General features: G+C 50.6%; 22 protein-coding genes, 1 tRNA gene and 1 pseudogene. 10 read left to right on the forward strand and 14 right to left on the reverse strand.

Annotated elements, in window-relative coordinates:
- Positions 1-245: hypothetical protein (locus LWL52_RS13365; RefSeq protein WP_242920738.1), on the forward strand; the 245-nt coding region annotated here is incomplete at its 5' end.
- A 191-nt stretch (positions 246-436) separates the two neighbouring features.
- Here LWL52_RS13365 and LWL52_RS13370 read toward each other — a convergent pair.
- The 6 genes from LWL52_RS13370 to rpmH form a co-directional block, all read right to left on the reverse strand.
- Positions 437-598, reverse strand: coding sequence for a hypothetical protein (locus LWL52_RS13370; protein WP_242920740.1), 162 nt, complete (start codon positions 596-598; stop codon positions 437-439).
- Positions 599-637: 39 nt separating this feature from the next.
- Positions 638-1150: a DUF2480 family protein gene (locus LWL52_RS13375; protein WP_242920742.1), complete on the reverse strand. Its 513-nt coding sequence runs from the start codon at positions 1148-1150 to the stop codon at positions 638-640.
- Between the two features lie 4 nt (positions 1151-1154).
- Positions 1155-1856, reverse strand: coding sequence for a tRNA (adenosine(37)-N6)-threonylcarbamoyltransferase complex dimerization subunit type 1 TsaB (gene tsaB / locus LWL52_RS13380; protein WP_242920744.1), 702 nt, complete (start codon positions 1854-1856; stop codon positions 1155-1157).
- Between the two features lie 122 nt (positions 1857-1978).
- Positions 1979-3646 carry a S41 family peptidase gene (locus tag LWL52_RS13385; protein WP_242920746.1) on the reverse strand — a complete coding sequence of 556 codons (1668 nt, stop codon included), beginning with the start codon at positions 3644-3646 and terminating at the stop codon, positions 1979-1981.
- 29 nt (positions 3647-3675) lie between these two features.
- A complete protein-coding gene (locus LWL52_RS13390) occupies positions 3676-4086 on the reverse strand; it encodes a ribonuclease P protein component (protein WP_242920748.1) in 411 nt (136 codons plus the stop codon).
- A gap of 38 nt (positions 4087-4124) precedes the next feature.
- Positions 4125-4283 (reverse strand): 50S ribosomal protein L34, encoded by a 159-nt coding sequence (gene rpmH, locus LWL52_RS13395; protein WP_162428478.1) that lies wholly within the window; start codon positions 4281-4283, stop codon positions 4125-4127.
- Between the two features lie 287 nt (positions 4284-4570).
- Here rpmH and LWL52_RS13400 point away from each other — a divergent pair, with 287 nt between their 5' ends.
- Positions 4571-6286, forward strand: a complete 1716-nt coding sequence (locus LWL52_RS13400) for a M61 family metallopeptidase (RefSeq protein WP_242920750.1) — start codon at positions 4571-4573, stop codon at positions 6284-6286.
- A 157-nt stretch (positions 6287-6443) separates the two neighbouring features.
- Here the strand turns inward: LWL52_RS13400 and LWL52_RS13405 are convergent, their stop codons facing one another.
- From LWL52_RS13405 to LWL52_RS13430, 6 genes are all read right to left on the reverse strand, one after another.
- Positions 6444-6644, reverse strand: coding sequence for a hypothetical protein (locus LWL52_RS13405; RefSeq protein ID WP_242920752.1), 201 nt, complete (start codon positions 6642-6644; stop codon positions 6444-6446).
- A gap of 217 nt (positions 6645-6861) precedes the next feature.
- Positions 6862-7788 carry a PfkB family carbohydrate kinase gene (locus LWL52_RS13410; RefSeq protein ID WP_242920754.1) on the reverse strand — a complete coding sequence of 309 codons (927 nt, stop codon included), beginning with the start codon at positions 7786-7788 and terminating at the stop codon, positions 6862-6864.
- Positions 7789-7929: 141 nt separating this feature from the next.
- Positions 7930-8006, reverse strand: a tRNA-His gene (locus LWL52_RS13415).
- Between the two features lie 119 nt (positions 8007-8125).
- Complete coding sequence (locus LWL52_RS13420; protein ID WP_242920756.1) at positions 8126-8494, reverse strand: DUF6980 family protein; 369 nt, start codon at positions 8492-8494, stop codon at positions 8126-8128.
- Positions 8495-8497: 3 nt separating this feature from the next.
- Positions 8498-9832, reverse strand: a complete 1335-nt coding sequence (locus LWL52_RS13425) for a dihydroorotase (protein ID WP_242920758.1) — start codon at positions 9830-9832, stop codon at positions 8498-8500.
- A gap of 103 nt (positions 9833-9935) precedes the next feature.
- A complete protein-coding gene (locus LWL52_RS13430; protein WP_242920760.1) occupies positions 9936-11174 on the reverse strand; it encodes a serpin family protein in 1239 nt (412 codons plus the stop codon).
- 230 nt (positions 11175-11404) lie between these two features.
- On the opposite strand from LWL52_RS13430, the gene LWL52_RS13435 reads away from it, so the two are divergent.
- Positions 11405-12763 (forward strand): DEAD/DEAH box helicase, encoded by a 1359-nt coding sequence (locus tag LWL52_RS13435; RefSeq protein WP_242920761.1) that lies wholly within the window; start codon positions 11405-11407, stop codon positions 12761-12763.
- 1052 nt (positions 12764-13815) lie between these two features.
- Here LWL52_RS13435 and LWL52_RS13440 read toward each other — a convergent pair.
- Positions 13816-14262 carry a hypothetical protein gene (locus LWL52_RS13440; RefSeq protein ID WP_242920762.1) on the reverse strand — a complete coding sequence of 149 codons (447 nt, stop codon included), beginning with the start codon at positions 14260-14262 and terminating at the stop codon, positions 13816-13818.
- 177 nt (positions 14263-14439) lie between these two features.
- Positions 14440-15096, reverse strand: a complete 657-nt coding sequence (upp, locus tag LWL52_RS13445; RefSeq protein WP_242920763.1) for a uracil phosphoribosyltransferase — start codon at positions 15094-15096, stop codon at positions 14440-14442.
- A gap of 210 nt (positions 15097-15306) precedes the next feature.
- On the opposite strand from upp, the gene LWL52_RS13450 reads away from it, so the two are divergent.
- The 7 genes and pseudogenes from LWL52_RS13450 to LWL52_RS13480 all read left to right on the forward strand — a co-directional run bounded on the left by LWL52_RS13450 (position 15307) and on the right by LWL52_RS13480 (position 23799).
- On the forward strand, positions 15307-16971 hold the full coding sequence (locus LWL52_RS13450) for a hypothetical protein (RefSeq protein WP_242920764.1): 1665 nt from the start codon (positions 15307-15309) through the stop codon (positions 16969-16971).
- A 1094-nt stretch (positions 16972-18065) separates the two neighbouring features.
- Positions 18066-19904 carry an ABC transporter ATP-binding protein gene (locus LWL52_RS13455; protein ID WP_242920765.1) on the forward strand — a complete coding sequence of 613 codons (1839 nt, stop codon included), beginning with the start codon at positions 18066-18068 and terminating at the stop codon, positions 19902-19904.
- Positions 19905-20036: 132 nt separating this feature from the next.
- On the forward strand, positions 20037-20372 hold the full coding sequence (locus tag LWL52_RS13460; RefSeq protein WP_242920766.1) for a hypothetical protein: 336 nt from the start codon (positions 20037-20039) through the stop codon (positions 20370-20372).
- A gap of 7 nt (positions 20373-20379) precedes the next feature.
- Positions 20380-20952 carry a D-sedoheptulose 7-phosphate isomerase gene (gene lpcA, locus LWL52_RS13465; protein ID WP_242920767.1) on the forward strand — a complete coding sequence of 191 codons (573 nt, stop codon included), beginning with the start codon at positions 20380-20382 and terminating at the stop codon, positions 20950-20952.
- Between the two features lie 207 nt (positions 20953-21159).
- Positions 21160-21840, forward strand: a complete 681-nt coding sequence (locus tag LWL52_RS13470) for a hypothetical protein (RefSeq protein ID WP_242920769.1) — start codon at positions 21160-21162, stop codon at positions 21838-21840.
- A gap of 98 nt (positions 21841-21938) precedes the next feature.
- Positions 21939-22607: pseudogene (locus LWL52_RS13475) on the forward strand (magnesium chelatase domain-containing protein); the annotation flags it as partial.
- 385 nt (positions 22608-22992) lie between these two features.
- The gene (locus LWL52_RS13480) at positions 22993-23799 is read left to right on the forward strand and encodes a hypothetical protein (RefSeq protein WP_242920771.1); all 807 of its coding nucleotides are present in this window, start codon (positions 22993-22995) and stop codon (positions 23797-23799) included.
- The last annotated feature ends 92 nt before the right edge of the window (positions 23800-23891 follow it).

Here is a 23891-nt window from a genome sequence, read left to right on the forward strand (position 1 = left end):
TTGATCGAAGAAGCTGTGTTACCAGCCTTCCCTTTATCCCCTTCCCTCTGAAGCGGGCTGCAAAGGTAAGAACCTTTTTTCAACTTGCAAGTGCTGGAAAGAAAAAAATCGAATACTTTTTTTTTGCTTTCCTTCTTTTCGGGTCACCTGCTGAAAGCCTGCACCGTGAATGTAAAAAAGCCTGCTGTCTTGCTGACCTGGTTAAGTGCGTTGCCGCTGCTTTTCCTAACCCCCTTTCCTGCTGAACGGGATGCAAAAGTACGAACCTTTTTCCCCTTTCCAAGCAGTAGATCAAGAAAAAAGACTCTGTCTTGCTAAACCTCTGAATTCCAGTCTTCTTATTTTCAGATACCCGGCTGGCATCTGCCTCCTTATTGCTTTACGCTAGAGGATAACAGCACATCGCGTTCTGTTAGTTCCGGCATTTCTTCTTTTTTCAGCTATTTTTTTCTAGTGCTTTCTTACTGCTCAAAACTGGGGTTTTATCTCCCCATTGCTGGTTTGCAAAGAGACAAACAGCTTCTCTGTTTGCAGAAGTTCCATCTGGTATAGTTACTCCTAAAAAAGACATGCCTACCGAAATCGCTTCGGCAGGCATGTCTCTTCTCTTTATACTATACTTTATACTATAGCTGCGTTATACAGCTTTCGGCCTTTTATATAATGGCACCGTGCTGCAAGGTTCGCCATACATCAGACTACTGGTTACCGGCAGCAGTTTGCGCATGATCTCTACATAGGCATAGGTTGGCACCGGAATACTGCCACAGCCTTTTACTACTACCTTGGCATCGCGGTATTCTTCGGGATCAATTTTCGAGATGGCTTCCTGCATGAGCGCCTGCTCCAGCGCCTCCAGGTCTCCGAATACATAGTAGTTAGCATACCCCTGCAGTTTTGTTGCCAGCAACATGTAGGCCCAGGTGGGCACAATGGCATCTACCGAGCAAAGTATAGCGACGTTCTTGCCCTCGTATACCGACCAGTCGTTTTCCTTTACAAAGGCTCTGAAATCCTTTTCGCGCAGAATCAGTCCCTGAAACAAGTTCTCTTTGATATCATATACCACCCGCTCTCCCGGATGCAGGAGCTCTTCGAGGTTTATCATAGTGAGCGCGCTTTGCGCTACTCTGTTTATTAGCTCTTCCATATTATTATACGTTAGCTGTGCTTTTGCCTGCACCTGTTATATAAACATCCTTCAGATAGAAGGGTTCATAATACGCAATATCTTCAAACTGCTGTTTGTCATACTTGGCCAGGGCTAGCTGCCCGATGGTTTTGGCCGATGGAAGTATGGCTTCTATAAATAAAGCATTCGGCTGCTCGCTAACCAAAGGCTTATACTTTGCCGCGCCGCTCCCGAAAAAGATGATGGGTTGTTGGGTTAATTTCTCCTGCAGTAAGTGCTCGTCCAGTATAACCGGTGTAACGGGCATTACCTCTTCCAACTCGTGAGTGAGCAGACAAGTATAAACTTCCATCCGGCGGGCATCCAGCATGGGGCAGAACAGGTACTGCTCCGGATTGGGCGTGGCTGCTATAACCTGGGCTGCCAGTCCATATAAGGTAGATACTTCCAGCAGCGGAATATCCAGCGAAAAGCAAAGGCCCTTTGCCGTGGAACTGCCAATGCGCAAACCGGTGTAAGAGCCCGGCCCGCCCGAAACAGCTACCGCACTTACATCGGCCAGTGTTAGTCCGCAGTTCTCTACCAACTGCGCTACCATCACCGTAATATGCGAGGAGTGTGATTTCTCGATCTGCAGCTCTGAGGCGCCCAGCAACTGTCCTTCTTTAAACAAAGCGACAGAGCACACGGTGGTAGATGTTTCGATAGCCAGAATAACCGCCATACATGGTTTAATTTAAATGAACTGCAAAGGTAGCGCACACAAGGCAAGCAGGCAACTCTGCGGCGCTCCGGCTATAACAAACGAGGGCGGTACCTTGTTAGCACCACCCTCGTCTTTTATACTTACTTGCCTTCTGCTTTATGCACCTTTAAATAAGAGGCGTAGCGTTGCGGGTCGTTGAGCACCTGGCGGGCAGCCAGAATATCGGGATCATCATCAAAGGTAGCTTCAATGTAGCCTTTCTGCAGGTAGTAGCGCGAGGCGATCTCTGCTTCCAGCACTTCCTTGATCTCGGGCTTAAAGCGGATCAGGTCGTTGGCTTTGTTATGCGATACCTTTTTCTTGATGTCTTCAATGTCGGCTTTGATGTCGTCGAAGTGCTTGCCTTCTTTGGCTTCTTTAGAAAGATCATCCAGCTCGCGCTCTATATCAGTAGTATAAGACAGATCTTTGCTGCCCAGATAGGTCATAAACTTCTGGTACTCGTCGTCTGGTAGTTTAAACTTGCTCGCGGGCGGAATGCTGGGGTGCTCCAGTTTATACTTGTTGGCGTAATCGAACAGGTAGCCTTTCAGCGCAATGGTGCGGGTAATTTCTGAATAGCTTGGCTCCTTTACTTCCACATCCGGGCTCACCCCTCCCCCATCGTACACTACGCGGCCGGCCGCTGTTTTAAACGCTACCCGTAGCGAGTCGGCAATTTTTCCGGCGCTGCCATCGGCGTTGCGGTGGGTATAATCGATGGCCTGTATGCAGCGGCCGCTGGGTATATAATATTTGGCAGTGGTTACTTTTAGCTGGGAGTTATAAGAGAGCGGGCGCGTGGCCTGCACCAGTCCTTTGCCAAACGTGCGCTCGCCTACCAGCACGGCGCGGTCATAGTCCTGCATTACGCCGGCCACGATCTCGGCAGCCGAGGCGCTATGGGAGCTGGTAAGTATAACCAGCGGAATGGTTTTATCCAGCGGCTCGTCCAGGGCAGTATAGGTCTTGTTCCACTCGGTTACTTTGCCTTTGGTGCTTACAATATCTTTGCCCCGGTCTATAAATATGTTCGAGATGTTCACCGCCTCGTGCAGCAAACCGCCCGGGTTGTCGCGCAAATCGAAGATGATCTTGGTAGCGCCTTGCTCTTTGAGCTTCTGCACAGCCATTTTCACTTCCTTGGAGGCATCCATGGTAAAGCCCGAAAGCTGGAAATACCCGATCTCCTTGTCGAGCATGCCATAGTATGGCACATTGTCCACGGTAATATTAGACCGCTTCAGTTCCACCGTCTTTGATTTGGTCTGGCCATAGCTGCGCACTTCGAGTTTCACCGGCGAGTTGGCCTGCCCTTTTAACAAGGCGCTTACCTCCTCAGTGCTTTTGTTGGTCACCGTCACGCCGTTTATTTTCAGGATCTCATCGCCAATAGCCAGGCCTGCCTTGTAAGCCGGCGAATTCTCGTACGGCATCTGCACCACGATCTTGCCATCGCGGTTGCCGATCACGGCGCCGATGCCGCCGTATTGCCCGGTGGTCATGGTGCGGAAATCTTCAATATCGTCTTCGGGTATATAGTTGGTATAGGGGTCCAGCGACTTAAGCATGGCATCGATGCCGGTGCGCATGAGCTGGGCGGGGGGCACATCGTCCACGTAAAACGTGTTTACCTCTTTAAAGAGCGTGGCAAAAACATCCAGGTTCTTGGCAATTTCAAAATAGCGCTCTGAGTCAGCATCTTTAAAGGAGAAAAGGCCGAGACCCAGGCAGCCTGCCAGCACAACGGCAATAGACTTCTTATACATAAATTTCGGGTTTGGGGGGAGGCGTGAGACTATTTATTCAAACAACGTTCTAAACCGGAAATTAGTTTTTTTTGAATTGTGGCAAAGGATTTTTTTTCTTTTCCAATATAGAGGATGCCTAGCAAGCCAGGAGCCTGCTCCGGATTCTGGGTGAGCAGGTGCTTGTTAAGGCGGTAGGCTTCGCGCATTTGCCGCTTGAGACGGTTGCGGTCGGTGGCGCGTTTAAAGTAACGCTTGGAAACAGAAATAAGCACCTGGGTTGCACCAGGTGGCAGGTCGGGCGGCGTGCCGTACACGAACCGCAGCGGATACAAATTAAAAGAAGAACCCTTGCTGAAGAGCAGCGCAATAAGGCGCTTGCTGCACAAGTGTTCTTCTTTCGAAAATGTATAGGAAACAGGCTGCTCTGCTTGATGCGCGTTAGCGGGCTCGTTATGCATGAGCGGCTACGGATAAGCAAAGCGCATCCCGCAGGGGACTACGCCTTGTGTTTTCTTTCGTCAGAAACGGTCAGTCTCTTTCTGCCTTTGGCTCTTCTGCTGGCCAATACTCTTCTACCGTTAGCGGTCTCCATTCTAGATCGGAAGCCGTGCTTATTTCTTCTTTTTCTCTGAGAAGGCTGGAATGTTCTTTTCATCGTATGCCAATGGTTTTATTATGGCCTGCAAAATTAAGGAAGCTTTTGATATTATCAAACCCTACTTCCGTTTTTTTGCTAAATACTTGTTGGTTGATGATTGTTGGTTGATGATTGTTGGTTGATGATTGTTGGTTGATGATTGTTTTACTATTTATTTTTCTGAACTATAACGATAGCCTGTATCTTGATTTAAAATCCTGTAAACACAGCACGCATCATTCAGGTACAACAGTTTGGTTATTCAGCCATTTAACAATCAACAATTAGCAACCAACAATCCAAGTATGATCTCCTACCACCTGAGCTATACGTCGGCGCTCTCCCACTTTGTAGACATCCGCATCGAAATAACCGGCAACACGCAGCAGCAGCTATACTTACAATTGCCGGCCTGGCGCCCGGGTCGTTACGAGCTGCAGCATTTCGCCCAGAAGCTGCGCGGCATTTCGGCCAGTGCCAATGGCCAGCAACTCCCGCTGGCAAAAGTGACCAAAGACCGCTGGCTGGTGCAAGCCGCCGGTGCGGAAACGGTTGTGCTCACCTATAGCTTCTTTGCGCGCCAGATGGATGCCGGCGGTTCGTGGCTGGATGAGGAGCAGTTATACCTGAACCCGATCAATTGCCTGATGGCGGTGGAAGGGCGCGAGCAGGAGCCTTGCCAGGTAACCCTGGCCATCCCTGAAGACTGGCAGATTGCCTGCGGCTTACCCGAAATTGCGAAACATACGCTGCAAGCTGCCAATTACGATGAATTGGTTGATAGCCCGTTTATAGCCAGCGGCTCTTTGCAACAGGCCACTTATATGGTAGGCGCCACCACATTCCATATCTGGTTTCAAGGCGATTGCCAGCCCGATTGGAAGAAGATCATCCCTGACTTTGAAGCCTTTACCAGGGCACAGCTCGAGGTGTTTGGTGATTTCCCGGTGCCGGTGTACCATTTTCTTAATCTTATACTTCCTTACCGCACCTACCACGGTGTGGAGCACAGCCACTCTACCGTGATCACGCTGGGGCCAAGCGAGCTGCTCATGACACCGAGCCTGTACCAGGAGCTGGTGGGCGTGAGCTCGCACGAGCTGTTTCATACCTGGAACATCAAAAAGATACGCCCCAAGGAAATGCTGCCCTACAACTTTGCGCAGGAAAACTACTTTAAAACCGGCTACGTGGCCGAAGGCGTCACTACTTACTATGGCGATTACATGCTGGCCCGGTCAGGCTTTTTTACGGCGGAGGCCTACTTTGAGGAGCTAAACAAAACCCTGCAGCGCTACTTTGCCGACGACAGCCGCCACAACCTTTCAGTGGCCGATTCGTCCTTCGACCTGTGGCTGGATGGCTATAAACCCGGCATTCCGGACCGCAAGGTATCCATTTACATCAAAGGTGCACTAACGGCCCTGCTCCTGGATCTGCAGCTGCGCCAGGCAACGGATAATAAAACAAGTATGGACACGGTGATGCGGCAGCTTTGGGAGCGCTTCGGCAAAACCGGTGCCGGCTATACCGAACAGGACTATGCCCAGCTGGTGGATGAAGTGGCCGGCCAGTCCTTTCAGGCCTACTTCGATAACTATATCAATGGCACAGCGCCAATAGAACCTGCCTTGAAAGAGGCGTTATACTTTGTAGGCTGCACCCTGAAAGAAGCACCCAACGCGCTGCTGCACGAAGGCCGCTATGGCATGAAGATAAGCTCCGAAGGAAGTATAAAGGTAACTGCCGTGGCGCCGGGCTCCCCGGCCAGCGATGTACTAAGTATAGACGATGAACTGGTGGCCCTGAACGGGCGCAAACTCGAAAACAACCTGCAACAGCTGCTGGCCCTGCAGCCACAGGAGGTAGAGCTGGTGCTGTTCCGCAATAAACAGCTGCATGTGGTGCGGCTGGAGCCTACCGCCCAAACTTACTTCAACAAGTATACGATCGAAAAGCGCGCTGACGCCTCCGAAGCAGAAAAGCAGCACTTTAAACTGTGGCTGAACCAGGCATTCTAAGCCCCGCCCTACAACTGGGAAAATAAAGTGGGCGCCTGCTGCTTTCAGCCTACTGGTAAGTATAGGCAGCCGCAACGTATAAACAAAAAGAGAGGAAAACCGGATAGGTCTTCCTCTCTCTATAATTTTCATAGTTTACTTTGTGCGTAGGGCAATCTTACTTTTTATCGTAGGGCGTGTTATTGCCCCCTTTTGCAAGATTGCGGTTTGGGTTTTGTACTTTGGTGGCGTCGTTATTTAATGCGTTTCTGTTAGGATTGTCTTCAATATTCCCCATCAGTTTATGGGGATCCTCGCCTTGCGGGTTGTTTTTCTTCAACTCGTTCAGGTCTTTTTTGCTTTCGTTCTTTGTGCTCATAGTCCTATCTCCTCGTTGATATCTATTTGTTTTTACCGCCTGCGCCTTTATTTTGTTACAATTACTTTCAAATACTTCGCTAAAACCATCCTATTCTTGCCCTGCACTCTGTTTTACTTTCTGGCGCCCGGGCGCACCAGGTTCAGGGCTAAGGGCTAAAAGCAGAAAAGCCGCTGATTTCTCAGCGGCTTTTCTGTGCAAGTATAACGTATCGTAATTACTGTATTTCCTGTGTATCAAAGCGTACCAGTTCCACAAACCGCTGCACGCGGGCATCAATTTCTTCCTGCGTCAGGTTCTTCAGGCGTTCTGTTCCAAATTTCTCCACGCAAAACGAGGCCAGGGCCGAACCATGGATCACGGCGCGTTTCATGTTCTCAAAACTGATGTCGCCGGTGCTGGCCAGGTAACCGATAAAGCCGCCGGCAAACGTATCGCCTGCACCGGTCGGGTCAAACACTTCTTCCAGCGGCAGGGCCGGGGCAAAAAACACTTTATCGTCGTTGAACAACAGGGCGCCGTGCTCGCCTTTTTTGATGATGAGAAACTTTGGCCCCATGGCCATGATCTTTTTGGCCGCTTTTACCAGCGAGTACTCGCCGCTCAGCTGGCGGGCCTCCTCGTCGTTGATCGACAGCACATCTACCAGCGCCATCGTGGCTTTCAGCTCGTCCAGGGCAATGTCCATCCAGAAGTTCATGGTGTCCATCACGATTAGTTTCGGACGCTTGGTCAGGCGCTCGATCACCGTTTTCTGCACCTGCGGGGCCAGGTTGCCCAGCATCAGGAACTCGCAGCCTTGGTAACTTTCCGGGATGATCGGGTCGAAATCGCCCAGCACGTTGAGCTCCGTTACCAGCGTTTCGCGGCTGTTCATATCGTTAAAATAGCGGCCCGACCAGAAGAAAGACTTTTCGTTTTCCTTTACCTGTACGCCTTCGGTGCTGATGTTGCGCGTGTGCATCAGGCTGATGTGGTCCTGGTCAAAATCGCCACCCACTACCGACACGACATTTACCGGCGCTACAAAGTAGGAGGCCGACAAAGAAATGTACGTTGCCGCACCACCTACAATTTTATCTGTTTTTCCGAAGGGTGTCTCCAGCGCATCAAACGCCATCGAACCAACTACTGTTAAGCTCATATCCTTTAATTGTTGATTGTTAAATTGTTTAATTGTTAAAGGGCTGTGACAACAAAAAATTCATTACCAACAACTTAAAAGTTCAGCCATTCAGCAACTTACCATAAATAAAAAAGCCCCTGAAGGTTTGCTTCAAGGGCTTGGGGTGGAAGATGGGGCTCGAACCCACGACCCCCAGAATCACAATCTGGTGCTCTAACCGACTGAGCTACAACCACCGTGTTTGAGAGTGCAAATATACGGGCCGTTTTGTTAATTACAATACGTATTACGCATTTTTGGTTAAAATTTTTATCGCTTTTGCTCTGTATAAAGTAAATACTTCAGCTAAAGGGATTTACTTGCTCAGCTTATGTCCACACCAGGGGCAGTAGTTGATCACCACCATAGACGCGCCTCCGTCATGTATGGGAATACCGTACAGGCCCTCGTCCCACTTGTTGATGATCACGTCCGGATCATCATACTTTATCTCCCCTTCTTCGTCCAGGCTCTGGTATACTTTGTCGGCCAGCATCAGGCAGCAGTAGCTTTCGAAGTCAAAGCCTTTGGCCTTCAACTTTTCGGCAGTAGCCCAGTTGTAGCACGCCTCGTCGTCGTGGATGGCCTCTATATAAGCGTCATACTCCTCCGAAGCAGTTACCGCTTCCGGCAGCTCCTTCCCGAAAAAGCGTGCGTGCAGTTCTTTAAACTTCTCCAGCTCCATACCCTACCTGTCAAACAACATTCGCTCGCCCAGCTTGCTTTCGTCAAAGGCGCCGTTGCTGAACGCCAGGTGCCCCGAAACGATCGTATGGAGTATACTTGCGCTGAAGGTATGGCCCTCAAATGGCGACCAGTTACATTTATAATAGGTGTTTTCTTTTGTAACTGTGTAGGGTTTGTTCATATCTACCAGCACCAGGTCGGCCCAGTAACCTTCTCTGATGTAGCCGCGCTCGCGCACGTTGAACAGGATGGCCGGCGCGTGGCTCATTTTCTCCACCATTTTCTCCAACGTCAGCTTGCCCTGCTTTACAAACTCCAGCATCATTTGCAGCGAGTGCTGCACCAGCGGCACCCCGGATGGCGCTTTTTTATACTTCTGCTGCTTCTCGTCCCAGGTATGCGGGGCATGGTCGGTGGCAATTACATCGAGCTTGTCTTCTAGAAGGCCCTGCAGCAGCCCTTCTTTGTGGCGATGCTCTTTAATGGCCGGGTTGCATTTGATCTGGGTGCCAAACGTGTCGTAATCTTCCTTATCGAACCAGAGGTGATGCACGCATACTTCGGCGGTAATTTTTTTCTCGGCCAGCGGAATGTCGTTGCGGAACAGCTTGAGTTCTTCTTCGGTGGAAATGTGCAGGATGTGCAGCCGCGTGTTGTGCTTTTCGGCCAGCTTCACGGCCAGAAAAGAAGATTTAAAACAGGCTACCTCGTTGCGGATCTCGGGGTGGCACTTTACCGGAATGTCCTCGCCATACTTCTCCTCATAAATGGCCATGTTGTCGCGGATGGTCTGTTCATCTTCGCAGTGCACCGCAATGGGCAGGCGCGCCCTTGAAAAGATCTCCTCCAGCGTCTGCTCGTTATCCACCAGCATGTTGCCCGTAGAGGAGCCCATAAAGATCTTGATGCCGCAAACAGTGTTAGGGTTGGTAAGCAGCACCTCCGATAAATTATCGTTGGTAGCGCCCATGTAAAAGGAATAATTGGCCAGCGACGACTGAGCGGCTATTTTATACTTGTCTTCGAGCAGTTCCTGCGTGGTGGCGTTGGGCACGGTATTGGGCATCTCCATAAACGAGGTGGTGCCGCCCGCTACGGCTGCCCGGGCTTCGGTGGCAATAGTGGCTTTCTGCGTCAGGCCGGGCTCCCGGAAATGCACCTGGTCGTCAATCACGCCGGGCAGCAGGTATAAACCGGTGGCATCGATCGTCTGGTCTGCATGGGCGGTGATACCTTGCCCGATCTGGGCAATGCGGCCGTCTTTTACCAGCACATCGGCTGTAGTGATATTTCCTTCGTTTACGAGCTGGGCGTTTTTTATAAGTATGCTGTTCATGTTGCTAAGATAAGTGCCGAACAAATTTAGCACACAATATCTTAGTTTTCAGCAGAAAAAAGCCTTGTTTGTTGCACCGGCAACGGGCATGCGTCCTGTTTGCCTACTGCGGCTGCATTAACTGGCCCATAAAAAGAATGGCGTTGGATGATTTCTCCCGGATCAGGAACACAAACGGCCGGTCGATGCGGATAGTTGGCGGCAGCGAAGTAAGGCTTATACCAACTGATGTGGCCGCAGCGGCTTCGGTGCCTTCTTCGTTCACTTCCACAAATGCTTTGTGCTTCACCTTCGAAATAGCCAGGTTCGCCTGCCCCGCCACCATGCGGCTAAAGTCGGCCTGATCGCTAAAGGCAATGCCCATCCCCAGCTGTGTGAGCATGTTGTTCAGCTCCTTTTCATACGCCAGCTTAAATTTAGGCATCACCAGTTCCAGCGTAGTGGTATCGGCAGCTGCCAGCCAGGTGGCCAGGGTTGTAGGATTCAGTTCCTGCACCAGCTCCTGCACGGTGTGCCCTGCTTTGGGTACCAGCATAGTCATACTATACTGCTGGTTTCCGTAAGGCAGGTCAATGAGTTCTTTGCCGGCATCCTGGTAATAGCGGTAGGTGCCGTTTTTCATCGTCATGAAGTCGTGCGTGATGGTGCTGCCATTTTCGAGGTAGAAGAGCCCGGGCCTGGTGAGCTTTTTGTCAAATGGATAGGTCCAGGTGCCTTTAAAGTAAATGGCGTTGATCAGAAACAGTACATCTTCGGGCCGGATCTGCTCCACGATGTTTTCGATCTTGCCGTTGGTCTTTGTTTTCACCCAGCTGTTGATCTGGTCTTTGGCTCCGGCCGAGGCAAAATCAAGCCCCTGTACGGTCGCATCGAAATAAGTCTGATTTGTTTTAACGAACGGTTCCTGCAGCTGGTAGCGGTTGCTGTACCACAAGGAGTTGGCCGAGGTAAACACCACCTGCTTGTCTAAGCCTTTGAGCAGGCTGGTCAGGTTGCGGAAAGCGGTGTTCAGTTCCTCGTCTGTGGCCGGCTCAAACCCCAGCGTTTGGTGCATGGCCTCTTTGGTGGCAGCATCCGCCCCATTATAGGCCATGCTGAGCGCCATACTTATACTTAGTGGCGAGATAAAGATGTTCTTCGCTCCTTCTTCCTGGCGTAGTTTGCTAAACGACCGGAAGGCAAAATCATTGGTGCTGGCAACGGTCTTTTGCTCCTGAACCGTAAGCGGGCGCATTGTAGGGGAGCTTTCGGTCAGCTCGTCCTGCTGGCAACCGGAAAACAACAGCACAGCTGCCGCGGCGATACCGGGCAGCAGGAAAAACTTACGTGCAAATCTATTCATGATCAAAAATTTTAGACATCATACGCTAATCCCGGACAATGTATAAACAGGCGGGCTATACTTCCCTGACCCTTGCTTTGCCTTGCGGGTTGCACCGGCTCCTTCTAAATCCGTTATTTAAATACACCCGGCAGCCGTTTCGCCCTTTTCCGGTTGGTTTGCATCATTTCACCTCCCTCCCACAAAAATCCCGTACCTTTGCAGGGCAACACCAAGTATAAAATATCATCATGGCCGAAGAAGCAGAGAAAGAGATAACCACATTCGAGGATTTTAAGCTGAACAAGCAGCTGCTGAACGCCATTGATGAGGCCGGTTACCAAAAGCCCACCCCGATACAATTACAGGCCATTCCGCTCATCATGGCGGGCCACGACCTGCTGGGCATTGCCCAGACCGGCACGGGTAAAACGGCAGCCTTTCTGCTGCCGCTGCTCATGAAGGTAAAGTATGCGCAGGGCCACAACCCGCGTGCCCTGATCATTGCGCCCACCCGCGAGCTGGTGATGCAGATAGAAGAGAACATTACGCTGCTGGCCAAGTATACCGACCTGCGCCATACGGCCATTTACGGCGGCCTGGGCCCTAAAACCCAGATCGAAACCATCAAAAATGGCATTGATATACTGGTAGCTACACCCAAGCGCCTGCTGGAGCTTTACCTGAAAGGCGACCTGATTCTGAAAGAGCTCAAAACGCTGATACTGGATGAGGCTGATAAAATGATGGACATGGGCTTTATGCCGCAGATCCGGAAGCTGCTGGAAGTAATCCCGCGCAAGCGCCAGAACCTGCTTTTTTCGGCCACCATGCCCGATAAAGTAGTGGAGCTCTCGGAAGAGTTCCTCGAATTCCCCACACGGGTGGAGGTAACACCGCAGGCCACGCCCGTAGATACGGTAAGTCAGACGCTCTACCAGGTGCCCAATTTGCGGACCAAGATCGAGCTGCTCGAACACCTGATTCAGGATACCGAAACATTTAAGCGCGTGATCATCTTTACCCGCAGCAAGAAGAACGCCGAGAGTGTCTCGCGGTTTCTGGAGCACCGCAACTACGGCGAGGTGCGGGCCATCCATGGCAACAAAGGCCAGAATACGCGCATCAACTCCATGGAAGCTTTTAAAGGCGGTGAGGTCCGTTTTTTAGTGGCCACCGACGTAGCCGCCCGCGGCATCGACGTTAGTATGGTGAGCCATGTGATTAATTTTGATGTGCCGCTGATCTACGAAGATTATGTGCACCGCATTGGCCGCACAGGCCGGGCCGAGCAACTGGGCGCCGCTATCACGTTTGCCAACGACATCGAGCTCTACCACATCCGCAAAATCGAGAAGCTGATCCGAATGCAGCTAAACAAAGTGCCCATGCCCGCCGAGGTAAAGGTATTCGAAACGCCTTTTGAAGAGCAGCAGGAAATGGCCATGGAGCTGGACCGCCAGAAGCGCCGCGATGATCCGGACTTTAAGGGTGCCTTCCATGAAAAGAAATCACGGCACAAGTCTAATTTCGAGAAAGGCAAAAAGACCGGCGACCCCAAGAAATCAGGCTGGCAGAAAACAAAGAAGAAAGGAAGCAGGAAGAAGTAGTTTTAGCTGTTGCTTTTTGTAGGATGCTTAGGGGTTATACTACGTAGCTTCTGCTGATGCTCAGTTCTGTTTTCTGCTATTCTTGGCAGCTGCTGTTTAGGGCTGGTTTATTCTTAGGCTATACTTACTAGCTACTTGTATTCCTCAATTTTATACTTGTCCTGTTTCATCTTTTGCTTTGGAGCGCTCCAAGTCCGCGGGGGCTCGTCCTTGCGTTTCGCGCTGTGGCGTGAAGCTGCTCCTCGCTGGCGCTGCGGGCTGCCGCATGCGCGGCACCGCAACACACCAAGGCGCTCCACCCAAGGACTGGGATTATTTTCGATAGCTGCTGCTTATACAACTGGAGACTTCTGTAGGGACGACCTGTCCGCGTAATGGCAGCTGCTATGAAACTGTAGCCTAAGTATAGCAATAGCCGAGAAGTCCCCCTTTGAAGGGGGTAGGGGGATGTTCTTCTTCAACCAGAACTAACCCGTTTATACTTTAGCTCAGGTATAAATATGCCCTGTCTTTCCATACCTTTTAATTTTGTCATCCTGAAAGGATCCTGGTGGAAAGCTAGTGAAGCCTTTACTATACCGCCTATACTTCTCCAGCAGCAGTAACAGCCTCTCCGGCTCTTTTAGATTTGTAATCCGAAAGTAAAGTAACCGCGGATTTGCAATCCGCCTAGGAAAAGCCTCAGCTCAAAGCACACAAGCGGATTGCAAATCTGAAACAGCAGGTTTCAAACAGATCTCTCCTTTCGTCGAGATGACAACATAGGGCGAGTTCCTCTTTACGCAACTGCATAGTGCCTACAACGCTTATACTTCATCAGCAGTAATAACAGGCTCCCCTCCTTAAACAAGGAGGGGTCAGGGGTGGTTGGACCCGAAACTGCACCGCTTATACTTGAATTGAAGTAATAACCAGCTCCCCTCCTGGGACAAAACGACCCTCCTCAAATAACAGGAACAGCAAAAGGGTGGTTGAACCCGGTACCGTAACGCTCCTATCGCACAAAAGCACATTTAAATGTAGCCTATGCAGGATAAGTAAAACAGGATAGCTTAGAAAACCTTATCGGCTACTTTGCCAAACTCCATCACCATAAAAGTGAGGGTGGCACTCCAGAAAAGGGCGCTCCAGAACATGTGAATGAAGATGTGCTTGCGCGATACGCCAAAAAGCGCTACCACAATAGTGCCCAGGATAGGCGTGAAAAGGATGGGTGTCAGAAAGGCAATGCCGGTTACGCCAAAGCGGTTCCATACCTGCACAATGCGGCGGTTCTGCTTACAGAAAACCGGCTTATGCTGGGCGCGGCGGCGCTTCGACAACCATTTGGAGAAGGCCCGCCCTACCACCGAAAAGACCAGCACGCTGGTCATCATCCCGGCCATGGTCAGCAAAACGGTCTCTACAAACGACAAACCCAGCGATACGCCCGCTAAAGGTCCTCCAAAAAACTTTACCATGCTCACCAGGTACACCGAAAGGTACTTTAAAATCTCCACAACCACAGCTTTAAGGAACAAATTGCACTCTACTATATTTCACACTTACAATAAGTTTGTATACGCAACAACCTATTATAAATTTTATCACTTTTCAAACAAATTGTTTGCGTAAAAGCTAAAACGAAGGCGCAGCAGGGCAGAGAAGTAACAGCCCGGCATAGGTTAAAGTTCAGGCTATATTTTAGGACCAAAGGCCAGATCGCCGGCATCACCCAGCCCGGGCATGATGTAGGCACGCTCATTGAGGCGCTCATCCAACGCTCCGAGCCAGATCATAGCTTCCGGCACGTGCTGCCGCACCAGGGCAATGCCCTCCGGCGAGGCAATAGCGGCCGCAAAGTGCACCTGTTTCGGCTTACCGTGGCGCAGCATGCCTTCGTACGCCTTCAGCAGCGACCGGCCGGTGGCCAGCATCGGGTCGGCCAGGATCAGGATCTTGTCGTGCAGGTCCGTCGAGGCCAGGTACTCCATGTTGATCACCAGTTCGGTATTCTCCTCCTCTACACGGTAGGCGCCCACAAAAGTACTGTAGGCCTTATCAAAATAATGCAGCATGCCCTGGTACAGCGGCAGGCCCGCCCGCAGGATGGTAGCCAGCACCGGCTGCTCGGTTAACAACAGCGTGCTGGTTTGGGCCAGCGGCGTAGTAAGGGTTGTAGAAGTATAGGGCAGCGTTTTCGAGATTTCGTAGGCCAGCAGCTCGCCCAGCCGCTCCAGGTTCCGGCGAAAGCGCATACTGTCGCCCTGCACCGTTATATCGCGCAGCTCCGCTACAAAATGGTTGGCCAACGAGGGCGACTCAGTCAGGATGTGGAGATTTGTTCTTTCCATACAGGGCCTCTCGGCATAGGTTATTAAGCGAAAGATACGCAAGCCTACGCGGATGCGCTACACTTACCTGCATTTTATGCCCGGCAGCGCTGTCGGCACAAAGCGGCTGAATTTTGCTGCCGATAAAAAGACCTGCTCCGTAGAACAATATCCTGAGAAAATAGTACATTCACATTTCCATAGTAGTTTGCGCCACCCGAGCTTTTCCGTATGAGATTTATACTTTGTATGCTGGCCCTGTGCCTTGCCCTTGCAGCCAAAGCACAGGATGTGTATGTGCCTTACAACCCAGACATTTATCACCTGATAGAGCGCTACCAGATAAAGTATGGCAACCAGGTACCGCAGCTGCAAACAGCTGTGCGCCCGTATGGCAGACAGGAGGTGGCCGCCTTGGCAGAGGTAAGCGCCCAGCACGCCCGCAGCGCCGTAGACCAGTTTAACACCCGCTACCTGCTCAACGACAACTGGAACTATACCACCCAGGAAACCAACCAGAGCGCCCGGCCTGTGCTGAAGCGCTTTTATGTAAACCAATCGGACCTTTTTCATTTCGAGAACGAGGACTTTTCGCTGCGCGTGAACCCGGTGCTGGACCTGGAGATGGGCCACGACAGCGAAACAAACGGCTTCCGCTATGTGAATACCCGCGGCATCCAGCTGGAAGGCACCATCGACCATAAACTGGGCTTTTATACTTTTCTGGGAGAGAACCAGGCACGGTTCGCGGGCTACGTAATGGACCGCATTGCGCGCGACAACGTGGTGCCACACGAGGGCTGGTGGAAACCTTTTAAGGAAGATGGCTACGACTTTTTTACAGCCCGCGGCTACCTGAACTACGCCCTGAGCAAACATGTGGAGATACAGTTGGGCCACGACCGCCAGGTAATCGGCGACGGCTACCGTTCGCTGGTGTACTCCGACTATGCTCCGCCGGCCTTTTTCCTGAAACTCTCCACCCACGTATGGCGCATCCATTATATGAACCTGTTCCAAGAGCTTACCGCCGATTACCACCGTGGCGATGGCGACGTGCTGTTCCCGAAAAAATACATGGCGCTGCACCGGCTGGGCATCGATGTGACCGACAATTTTAACCTGGGCCTTTTTGAGCAGATTATCTTTGCCCGCGGCAAAGGCCGCTTTGAGTTGCAGTACCTCAACCCCATTATCTTTTACAGAAGCGTGGAACAGGCCATCGGCAGCGAAGACAACGCCATGCTGGGCGCCGATTTCCGCTGGAATATAGCCAGCCGGGTGCAGCTCTACGGCCAACTGATGCTGGATGAGTTTCTGCTGAAAGAAGTGAAAGGTGGCAATGGCTGGTGGGGCAACAAGCAGGCGGGGCAACTGGGTGCCAAATACATCGATGCTTTTGGGTTGCCCAACCTGGACCTGCAGGGAGAAGTGAACATCATCCGTCCCTATACTTACCAGCACATCAGCGAGTTTTCCAACTACCAGCATTACCGCCAGCCACTGGCCCACCCCATGGGCGCCAACCTGTACGAGCTGATTGGCATTGTGCGCTACCAGCCTTTGCCGCGCCTGTCACTGACCGGGAAAGCCATTGCCACTCGTTTCGGGCAGGACATGGTAACTGCCACCGACACGACCAACTGGGGCAACAATGTGCTGCTTTCGTACCTGGACCGCGCGCAGGGCTACGGCAACACCATCGGCCAGGGTATTAAAACCAACCAGCTGCACCTCGACCTGACGGCTACGTTTATGCTACGCCACAACCTGTTCATAGACCTGAAGCAGATCATCCGGAGAACCGATGCCGCAGAAGATCTCCTCGACAAAAACACCGCCTATACATCCTTTGCCCTGCGCTGGAACATCCCGCAGCGGCTGCACGAGTTTTAAAGGACGTTCAAGAAAGGACGTTCATGTGAAACCTACATGCTTTTACAAGTATAGTCACTACCCTCAGAACATGAGAGAGGTTCTACTTTAGGTTCTTTCTGAAGTATGAGCGTTTACAGGAGCCGGGGCCAACCACCCCTAACCCCTCAGAGCTACACTCGCTGGTTTAAGGAGGAGAGCCTGTTATTACTGCTGGTGAACTTTGAGCTGTGTTATTTTGGCTTCATTAGCTTGCTCTCAAGATACTTTCAGGATGACAAAAAGGAAGAGGGCTGTTTTACTAGAGACAAGTATAAGCAGCAAAGTTTAAGTGATAACATCCCCCTACCCCCTTCAAAGGGGGACTTCGGCTATTGCTATACTTCAGCTAAAGTTTCATGGCAGCTGCTATCGCGCGGACAGGTCGCGACCTGTCCCTACATAACTACAATGTTGATAAAAATTGAAGCTTATACTTATGCTGAAGTATAAACCTAAGCTATCGAATAGATCCCAGTCCTTGGGTTGAGCGCCTTGGTGTGTTGCGGTGCCCGAAGGGCAGCCCGCAGCGTCAGCGAGGAGCAGCTTCACGCCACAGCGCGAAACGCAAGGACGAGCCCTCGCGGGCTTGGAGCGCTTCAAAGTATAAGATGAAACAAGGCCGGCCTAAGACTGAGGCAGAAAGGCTGCTACATAGAATAGCTGGGATATTATACTTGAAGAACAGCTAGCTAACAAGTATAGCAGAAAACAGATCTGAGTTAAGGCAACTGCTGCAAAGTATAGCCTAAGAATAGGCAGCCTTAACCAGCCACTACTAAGTATAGCCCCAATATCTTACTAAAATAACATCCGCTACCAGGCATCACCAAAGTATAAAAGGAGAATGAACAGTTCCTGGCAAGGATAGCCCTGCTAAAGAACAACGGCAGCCAGCACGTAAACAGTAGGGTGCCGTTCCTAATTTATACTTTACTCCCTGACAAATTAAGTATCTTTGCAGCGGCAAAGCCGAAAGGCTTGTGCTTTAAACTATCCATTAAAGACTAAACCATACCTGTGTTTGCCACAGCGGCAATACGGCAGGCTTGCACTGGCTGCAGGCATTTTATGATATGAAAACGTACTTCCGCATTCTGCAATATGCTCGGCCTTATAGTCGGTTTGTGCCGCTTTACACGCTTTATACCATTCTGGGCATTATATTCGGCTTGTTCAACTTCACGCTGATCATTCCGCTGCTCAATGTGTTGTTTGGCGAGGTAGGCGCTGCCGAGGCCGCCCAAATGTCGGCTACTAAGCCCGCGTTCAGCTTCTCCATCGACTTTGTAAAGCACTTTTTCAATTACCATTTCGGGCAGATGATTCTGCAGGAGGGCAAGCAGGGCGCGCTGCTGTTTGTGTGCCTTATCATTGTGGGCTCGGTGCTGCTGGCGAACCTGTTCCGCTACCTGGCTTTCCGGGTTATCGGGGCGTTGCGGGCGCACGTGGTCCGCAACATGCGCCATGCCGTTTACCAGCGCGTAACGGAGCTGCAACTGGGCTTCTTCAACAACGAGCGCAAAGGCGACCTGATGACGCGCCTGACCGTGGACATACAGGAAGTGGAAAGCTCGGTAGTGAGCACCCTGACCGTGATTGTGCGGGAGCCAATCTCGATCATTGCCTTTTTTGCCATTCTGTTCAGCATGTCCGTAAAGCTCACGCTATTTACGCTGATCCTGCTGCCCCTCTCGGGCGGTATTATCTCGGGCATTTCCAAGCAACTGAAGCGCAAAGCAAAGCAGGGCCAGGATTCGCTCAGCTTTATTTTGACGATCATTGACGAGACGATCTCGGGCATGCGCGTGATCAAAGCCTTCAATGCCGAGCCTTTTATCCTGGGCAAGTTCCATGACCAGAATGACCGCTATGCCCGTATCCAGCGCTCCATTGCCAACAAACGCGACTTGGCCTCGCCGCTGTCGGAGTTCATGGGCGTGACGGTAGTAGCAGGACTGCTGTATTATGGCGGCTCGCTAGTACTGAGCCAGCAATCGGAGCTGAAGCCGGCCGAGTTTATCACCTACATCATCCTTTTCTCGCAGGTGCTGGTACCGGCCAAAGCCATGTCTTCGGCCTTCAGCAACATCCAGCGGGGCCTGGTGTCGGGCGAGCGGGTACTGCAGGTAATCGATACCGTGCCGCAGATACAAAACAAACCCGACGCTAAAGTATTACCGGCTTTTGAACACCAGATCACTTTCCGGAACGTGGGCTTTGGCTACGGCGGCAAGCCGGTGCTGGAAGATATCAACATCAGCATTGAAAAAGGAAAAACGGTGGCGCTTGTGGGCCCTTCGGGTGGTGGCAAATCCACGCTGGCAGACCTGATCCCACGTTTCTATGACCCGACCAGCGGCGCCATCCTCATCGACGGCCACGACATACGCGATTATACCATGGAATCGGTACGTGACAAGATCGGCGTGGTGACGCAGGAATCCATCCTCTTCAACGATACCATCTTCAACAACATCGCCTTTAACAAGGTAAATGCCACGGAAGAAGAAGTAATTGCGGCCGCTAAAATCGCTAATGCGCACGAGTTTATCATCCAGGCCGAGCAGGGTTATCAGACCGTTATTGGTGACCGCGGGGGCAAGCTTTCCGGCGGCCAGCGGCAGCGCCTGAGCATTGCCCGTGCCATACTTAAAAACCCGCCGATCCTGATCTTAGACGAGGCCACCTCGGCCCTGGATACCGAATCGGAGAAGCTGGTGCAGGAGGCGCTTACCAACCTGATGAAGAACCGGACCTCTATTGTAATTGCCCACCGGCTGAGCACCATTCAGCATGCCGACGAGATCCTGGTGCTGCAGCAAGGCCATATTGTGGAGCGGGGCAGGCACGACGAATTGGTACTAAACAGCGGGCTTTATGCCCGCTTAACACAGATGCAACTAACTGTATAATAGATAAATAGTATAATTTTAGCAATATTATAGGCTAAAACAGGAATTTGCGGCATGTGCTTTTGAAAAGTTATATTCTTTTTTAGCTTTATAAAAAACATATTGTTGCACAAAACCTCTACTATTTCATCCATGAAAACACTTAATGCAATCCTCAATGTTGTGGTACTGGCGTATGTGGTACTGGCCATCCTGCTGCTGACAACAGCCGTAAAAGAAAGCGACCTGTTTGACATTACTACCCCGCAACAGGTGCTCTCGTTTTACAAGATTCTGCTGGCCGTAGGCGGCGGCATTATGCTGACCAAGCTGCTGGTAAACAGCCTCTATATTTCCGGCATACGCTATGAGCAGCACCAGGCACAATTAAAGATAAACGAACTCAAAGCGGACCTCTACGAGAAACGCCAGGAGTTTAGAAGCAACAGTTATAAACAGGCCAGGGCCACCGAGGCCGAGGCCGCATAACGACTACATGAACCAAACCATACTGGCCGAACTGACACAGGCACAAACTGTGTTAAACGCCTTTCTTTCTGACCCCAATAACCTTACCGCCATTGCACAAGGAGCTGATGTGATGGCTGCCTCGGTAAAAGCCGGCGGCAAAATACTGAGCTGCGGCAACGGCGGTTCGATGTGCGATGCCATGCACTTTGCCGAAGAGCTGACCGGCCGCTACCGCGACAACCGCAAAGCCATTCCGGCCATTTCTATTTCGGATGTGAGCCACATGAGCTGCGTGGGCAATGACTATGGCTATGATTTTGTGTTTTCGCGCTACCTCGAGGCACTGGGCAACCCGGGCGATGTACTGCTGGCCATCAGCACCAGCGGCAACTCTGCCAACGTGCTCCGCGCTGCTGAAACGGCCAAAGCCAAAGGGATGAAAGTAGTAGGCCTCACCGGCAAAGACGGCGGCAAACTGGCACCCTTGTGCGACGTAGAAATACGGGTGCCGCACATGGGCTATGCCGACCGCGTGCAGGAAATCCATATCAAGGTGATCCACATCTTTATACTGCTGCTGGAGCAAAAGCTGGTGTAGGAATCAAGACCTCGCGGCGTGCGCAGCTCCCGCGAGTGTCTGGCGCTGAAGACTAGGGCTTATCACGCAGGTATACCTGGCTTTGACCTCCTGGCGCGAAAAGCGGCAAATGCAATGCCCGATGGTTTTGTTATATCTGTTGCGAGGATGCGGCGCGTATACATAAGGGGTCGGCTATTTGCTGGCCGCATACTGTTCTACAGCACCATGAAATACGCTTTATACTTTATACTTGCCTGCAGCTTGTTCTCCTGCCAATCGCGGGACGCCGACCATGCCGGCAAGCAGTCCCAAACGCACCCCGCAACGGTAACAGCAACGGATAGTACGCGCACGCAGCCGGCTTCTCCGGAGTCCGCTCCGCCTGCCGCCCCGGATTCTGCTTTCCTGATCATGCCTGGCCAGGGTATTGGCCATGTCAGGTTAGAGATGCCCTCGGCCGCCCTTACCCGCATCCTGGGCAAGCCCGACAGTGGTGATGCGGCCATGGGCAAATCGCTGCAGTTTTGGATCAGCAAAGGAGCAAACCAGCCGCGCCAGTATGTAGCCGTTTATATCGTGACCAACTTCAATGGCAGGGACGAAACACCGAAAGTGCAGCAGGTGCAGGTCACCTCGCCGCAGTTTAAAACCTCGTCTGGTGCCAGCACCGGCCAGCAGCTGCCCGAAATCCGAAAGCAGTTCGGCAGCCTCTTTCCAATAGCGTATTACACCAACTCCCGCCACCAGCAGGTCTATATCTTCGACAGCCAGGCGCAGGGCATTGCCTTTGAAGTAACCGTGCCGGACAGCACCTGCACCGCTATTACCGTGCATCAGCCAAACACAGACGTAACCGAAACGTACCTGCCGGTACACCCGGATATGACGCGGCTGAAAAAGCCCTGATGCAGGCAGGCGGTTTTCACTTTTAGCAATACAATCGGAATCAATTGTACAAATCCGTTGTTGCCAATCCAAATCCTATATTCCGCAAGAGAGAACGTATGCTCATCAAAACATTTGGCAGTGCCGTACAGGGCGTAAATGCCTATACCATCACCGTTGAAGTTAGTGTATCGCCCGGTACCAAGTACCTGTTAGTAGGCCTCCCCGATAATGCCGTGAAAGAAAGCGAACAGCGCATCGAGTCGGCACTGAAGGAGTATGGGTATAAAATGCCGCGCCAAAAGGTGGTCGTAAACATGGCACCAGCGGATATCCGCAAAGAAGGCTCGGCCTACGACCTGACCATTGCCATGGGCATACTGGCCGCTTCCGGACAGATGCAACCGGACAAAGTGCCGGCTTACATGATCATGGGCGAGTTGTCTTTAGATGGTTCTTTGAGACCAATAAAAGGCGTGCTGCCCATAGCCATACAAGCCCGCAAAGAAGGCTTTAAAGGCTTTATACTTCCTGCGCAAAATGCCCAGGAGGCAGCTATTGTGAATAACCTGGATGTGATCGGGGTACAGAACATACAGGAAGCTATCGAGTTTCTGGACGGGCAGCGCGATATTCCGCCATTGGCAGTGGACACGCGCGATATTTTCCAGAGCACCGCAGACCAGTATGCTGCCGACTTTGCCGACGTGCAGGGGCAAGAAAACATCAAGCGCGCGCTGGAGATTGCGGCTGCTGGCGGCCATAATCTCATTATTATTAGTCCCCCTGTTTCGACTAATCTCTAAACCCATACTAACCATAGCTAACTATATACAAATCTCAGCTTTTATACGAATTTTAAAGCTTTTACCTCTTTACTAATTTTAATTACTTGTAGAAGGGCAACGGTTATTTATGGTTGAATATGGTATTACGGTACCCCTTTGGTACCTCTGAACCACTTTCCATAGGATTGCTTAAATGCATATTCTATATATAGTAAAATTAAAGTAGCGGCATTATTGGCAGTCTGTATGATAATATCAAGATGTCTACATTTCCTTTCTGTAAATCTACGAGTAAGAATTTTGTATTAATTTATTATTAAATATTAAGATGCCAAACTAACAAATACGTATAATCTACTAATGTAGTATTTTAATTAACTATGATATGGAAAAGGTTTATACGTATTTATCATCAAGGGCTTATTTCTTGATCTTTTCAGTTTTTTTTATCACTTGTTGTCAGCCTAGACTTATGCCAGGAAACTATATTCTTTCAAGCACTGGTGGGACCGAGGATTTTTCGAAAAACTATTTAGGAAGAGCTGCAAAACCAACTATAAAGCAGAAGAAGAAGATTTCGCGGCCTGGCAGTAGCGTACTTTTCGTAGAAATGAATAAATATAGCAGGAGGATGTTATGGGATGGTTCAGCTATACCGGTGAAGCCAGATGAGAAGATGAACAAGTCTTTAGTTAATCTTTTAAATGAATCCTTAGCAAATTTAGATGCTTCAGGAGCTAATGGCTTGCCTATAAAAGGGGAAATTTCTCTAGAAAAGATTGCTAGTGTAACATTTAAAATTGATTCAATACATAAATTCTTAAGTATCAATCCAGATGCCGAATATGACTACACTACAGTTTGCTCATCCTCCATTGGCATATATAATGGTAAAACCAATAAAGCCTTACAAGACCAATTAAATTATATTCAAAGAATCTATCAAATTTCTGGCAAATTTGAACTTAAAGCTAAGGAAGCTTACAAAGCTGATCTTCAAGCTGAAATAGAGAATTTACCTACTAATTTGAAAGCAAACTGGTCCAGAAAAGATGATGATACTTTTGAATATGAGTTGGACAAATCTTGGGCAGTGGTAGAAGTTGTGGCATTACCAAAAGATGTTTGTAAGCGGGTAGCAGGCCAATATGTAGATGGTAGAGGCGTGGGATTAATAAAAAAAAAGAACTAATTCAACCTGAAAAATCAAGTGAACTAAGCTTTGAACAGCCCAGTAGCTCGTCAATTGCATGCAGAAACTGTAGCTACCTAAGTTTCCTACCA

The sequence above is a fragment of the Pontibacter liquoris genome, from assembly GCF_022758235.1.
Classification (GTDB): Bacteria; Bacteroidota; Bacteroidia; order Cytophagales; family Hymenobacteraceae; genus Pontibacter; species Pontibacter liquoris.

Excerpts from the sequence above, each read along its gene's own strand:
- LWL52_RS13455 (WP_242920765.1), top strand. The coding sequence starts at position 18,066 with ATGAAAACGTACTTCCGCATTCTGCAATATGCTCGGCCTTATAGTCGG.
- LWL52_RS13370 (WP_242920740.1), bottom strand. The coding sequence starts at position 598 with ATGCCTGCCGAAGCGATTTCGGTAGGCATGTCTTTTTTAGGAGTAACT.
- LWL52_RS13470 (WP_242920769.1), top strand. The coding sequence starts at position 21,160 with ATGAAATACGCTTTATACTTTATACTTGCCTGCAGCTTGTTCTCCTGC.
- LWL52_RS13400 (WP_242920750.1), top strand. The coding sequence starts at position 4,571 with ATGATCTCCTACCACCTGAGCTATACGTCGGCGCTCTCCCACTTTGTA.
- LWL52_RS13450 (WP_242920764.1), top strand. The coding sequence starts at position 15,307 with ATGAGATTTATACTTTGTATGCTGGCCCTGTGCCTTGCCCTTGCAGCC.
- LWL52_RS13410 (WP_242920754.1), bottom strand. The coding sequence starts at position 7,788 with ATGAGCTTAACAGTAGTTGGTTCGATGGCGTTTGATGCGCTGGAGACA.
- LWL52_RS13430 (WP_242920760.1), bottom strand. The coding sequence starts at position 11,174 with ATGAATAGATTTGCACGTAAGTTTTTCCTGCTGCCCGGTATCGCCGCG.
- LWL52_RS13435 (WP_242920761.1), top strand. The coding sequence starts at position 11,405 with ATGGCCGAAGAAGCAGAGAAAGAGATAACCACATTCGAGGATTTTAAG.
- upp (WP_242920763.1), bottom strand. The coding sequence starts at position 15,096 with ATGGAAAGAACAAATCTCCACATCCTGACTGAGTCGCCCTCGTTGGCC.
- tsaB (WP_242920744.1), bottom strand. The coding sequence starts at position 1,856 with ATGGCGGTTATTCTGGCTATCGAAACATCTACCACCGTGTGCTCTGTC.
- LWL52_RS13385 (WP_242920746.1), bottom strand. The coding sequence starts at position 3,646 with ATGTATAAGAAGTCTATTGCCGTTGTGCTGGCAGGCTGCCTGGGTCTC.
- LWL52_RS13425 (WP_242920758.1), bottom strand. The coding sequence starts at position 9,832 with ATGAACAGCATACTTATAAAAAACGCCCAGCTCGTAAACGAAGGAAAT.
- LWL52_RS13375 (WP_242920742.1), bottom strand. The coding sequence starts at position 1,150 with ATGGAAGAGCTAATAAACAGAGTAGCGCAAAGCGCGCTCACTATGATA.
- LWL52_RS13390 (WP_242920748.1), bottom strand. The coding sequence starts at position 4,086 with ATGCATAACGAGCCCGCTAACGCGCATCAAGCAGAGCAGCCTGTTTCC.
- LWL52_RS13420 (WP_242920756.1), bottom strand. The coding sequence starts at position 8,494 with ATGGAGCTGGAGAAGTTTAAAGAACTGCACGCACGCTTTTTCGGGAAG.
- LWL52_RS13480 (WP_242920771.1), top strand. The coding sequence starts at position 22,993 with ATGGAAAAGGTTTATACGTATTTATCATCAAGGGCTTATTTCTTGATC.
- rpmH (WP_162428478.1), bottom strand. The coding sequence starts at position 4,283 with ATGAAAAGAACATTCCAGCCTTCTCAGAGAAAAAGAAGAAATAAGCAC.
- LWL52_RS13460 (WP_242920766.1), top strand. The coding sequence starts at position 20,037 with ATGAAAACACTTAATGCAATCCTCAATGTTGTGGTACTGGCGTATGTG.
- lpcA (WP_242920767.1), top strand. The coding sequence starts at position 20,380 with ATGAACCAAACCATACTGGCCGAACTGACACAGGCACAAACTGTGTTA.
- LWL52_RS13405 (WP_242920752.1), bottom strand. The coding sequence starts at position 6,644 with ATGAGCACAAAGAACGAAAGCAAAAAAGACCTGAACGAGTTGAAGAAA.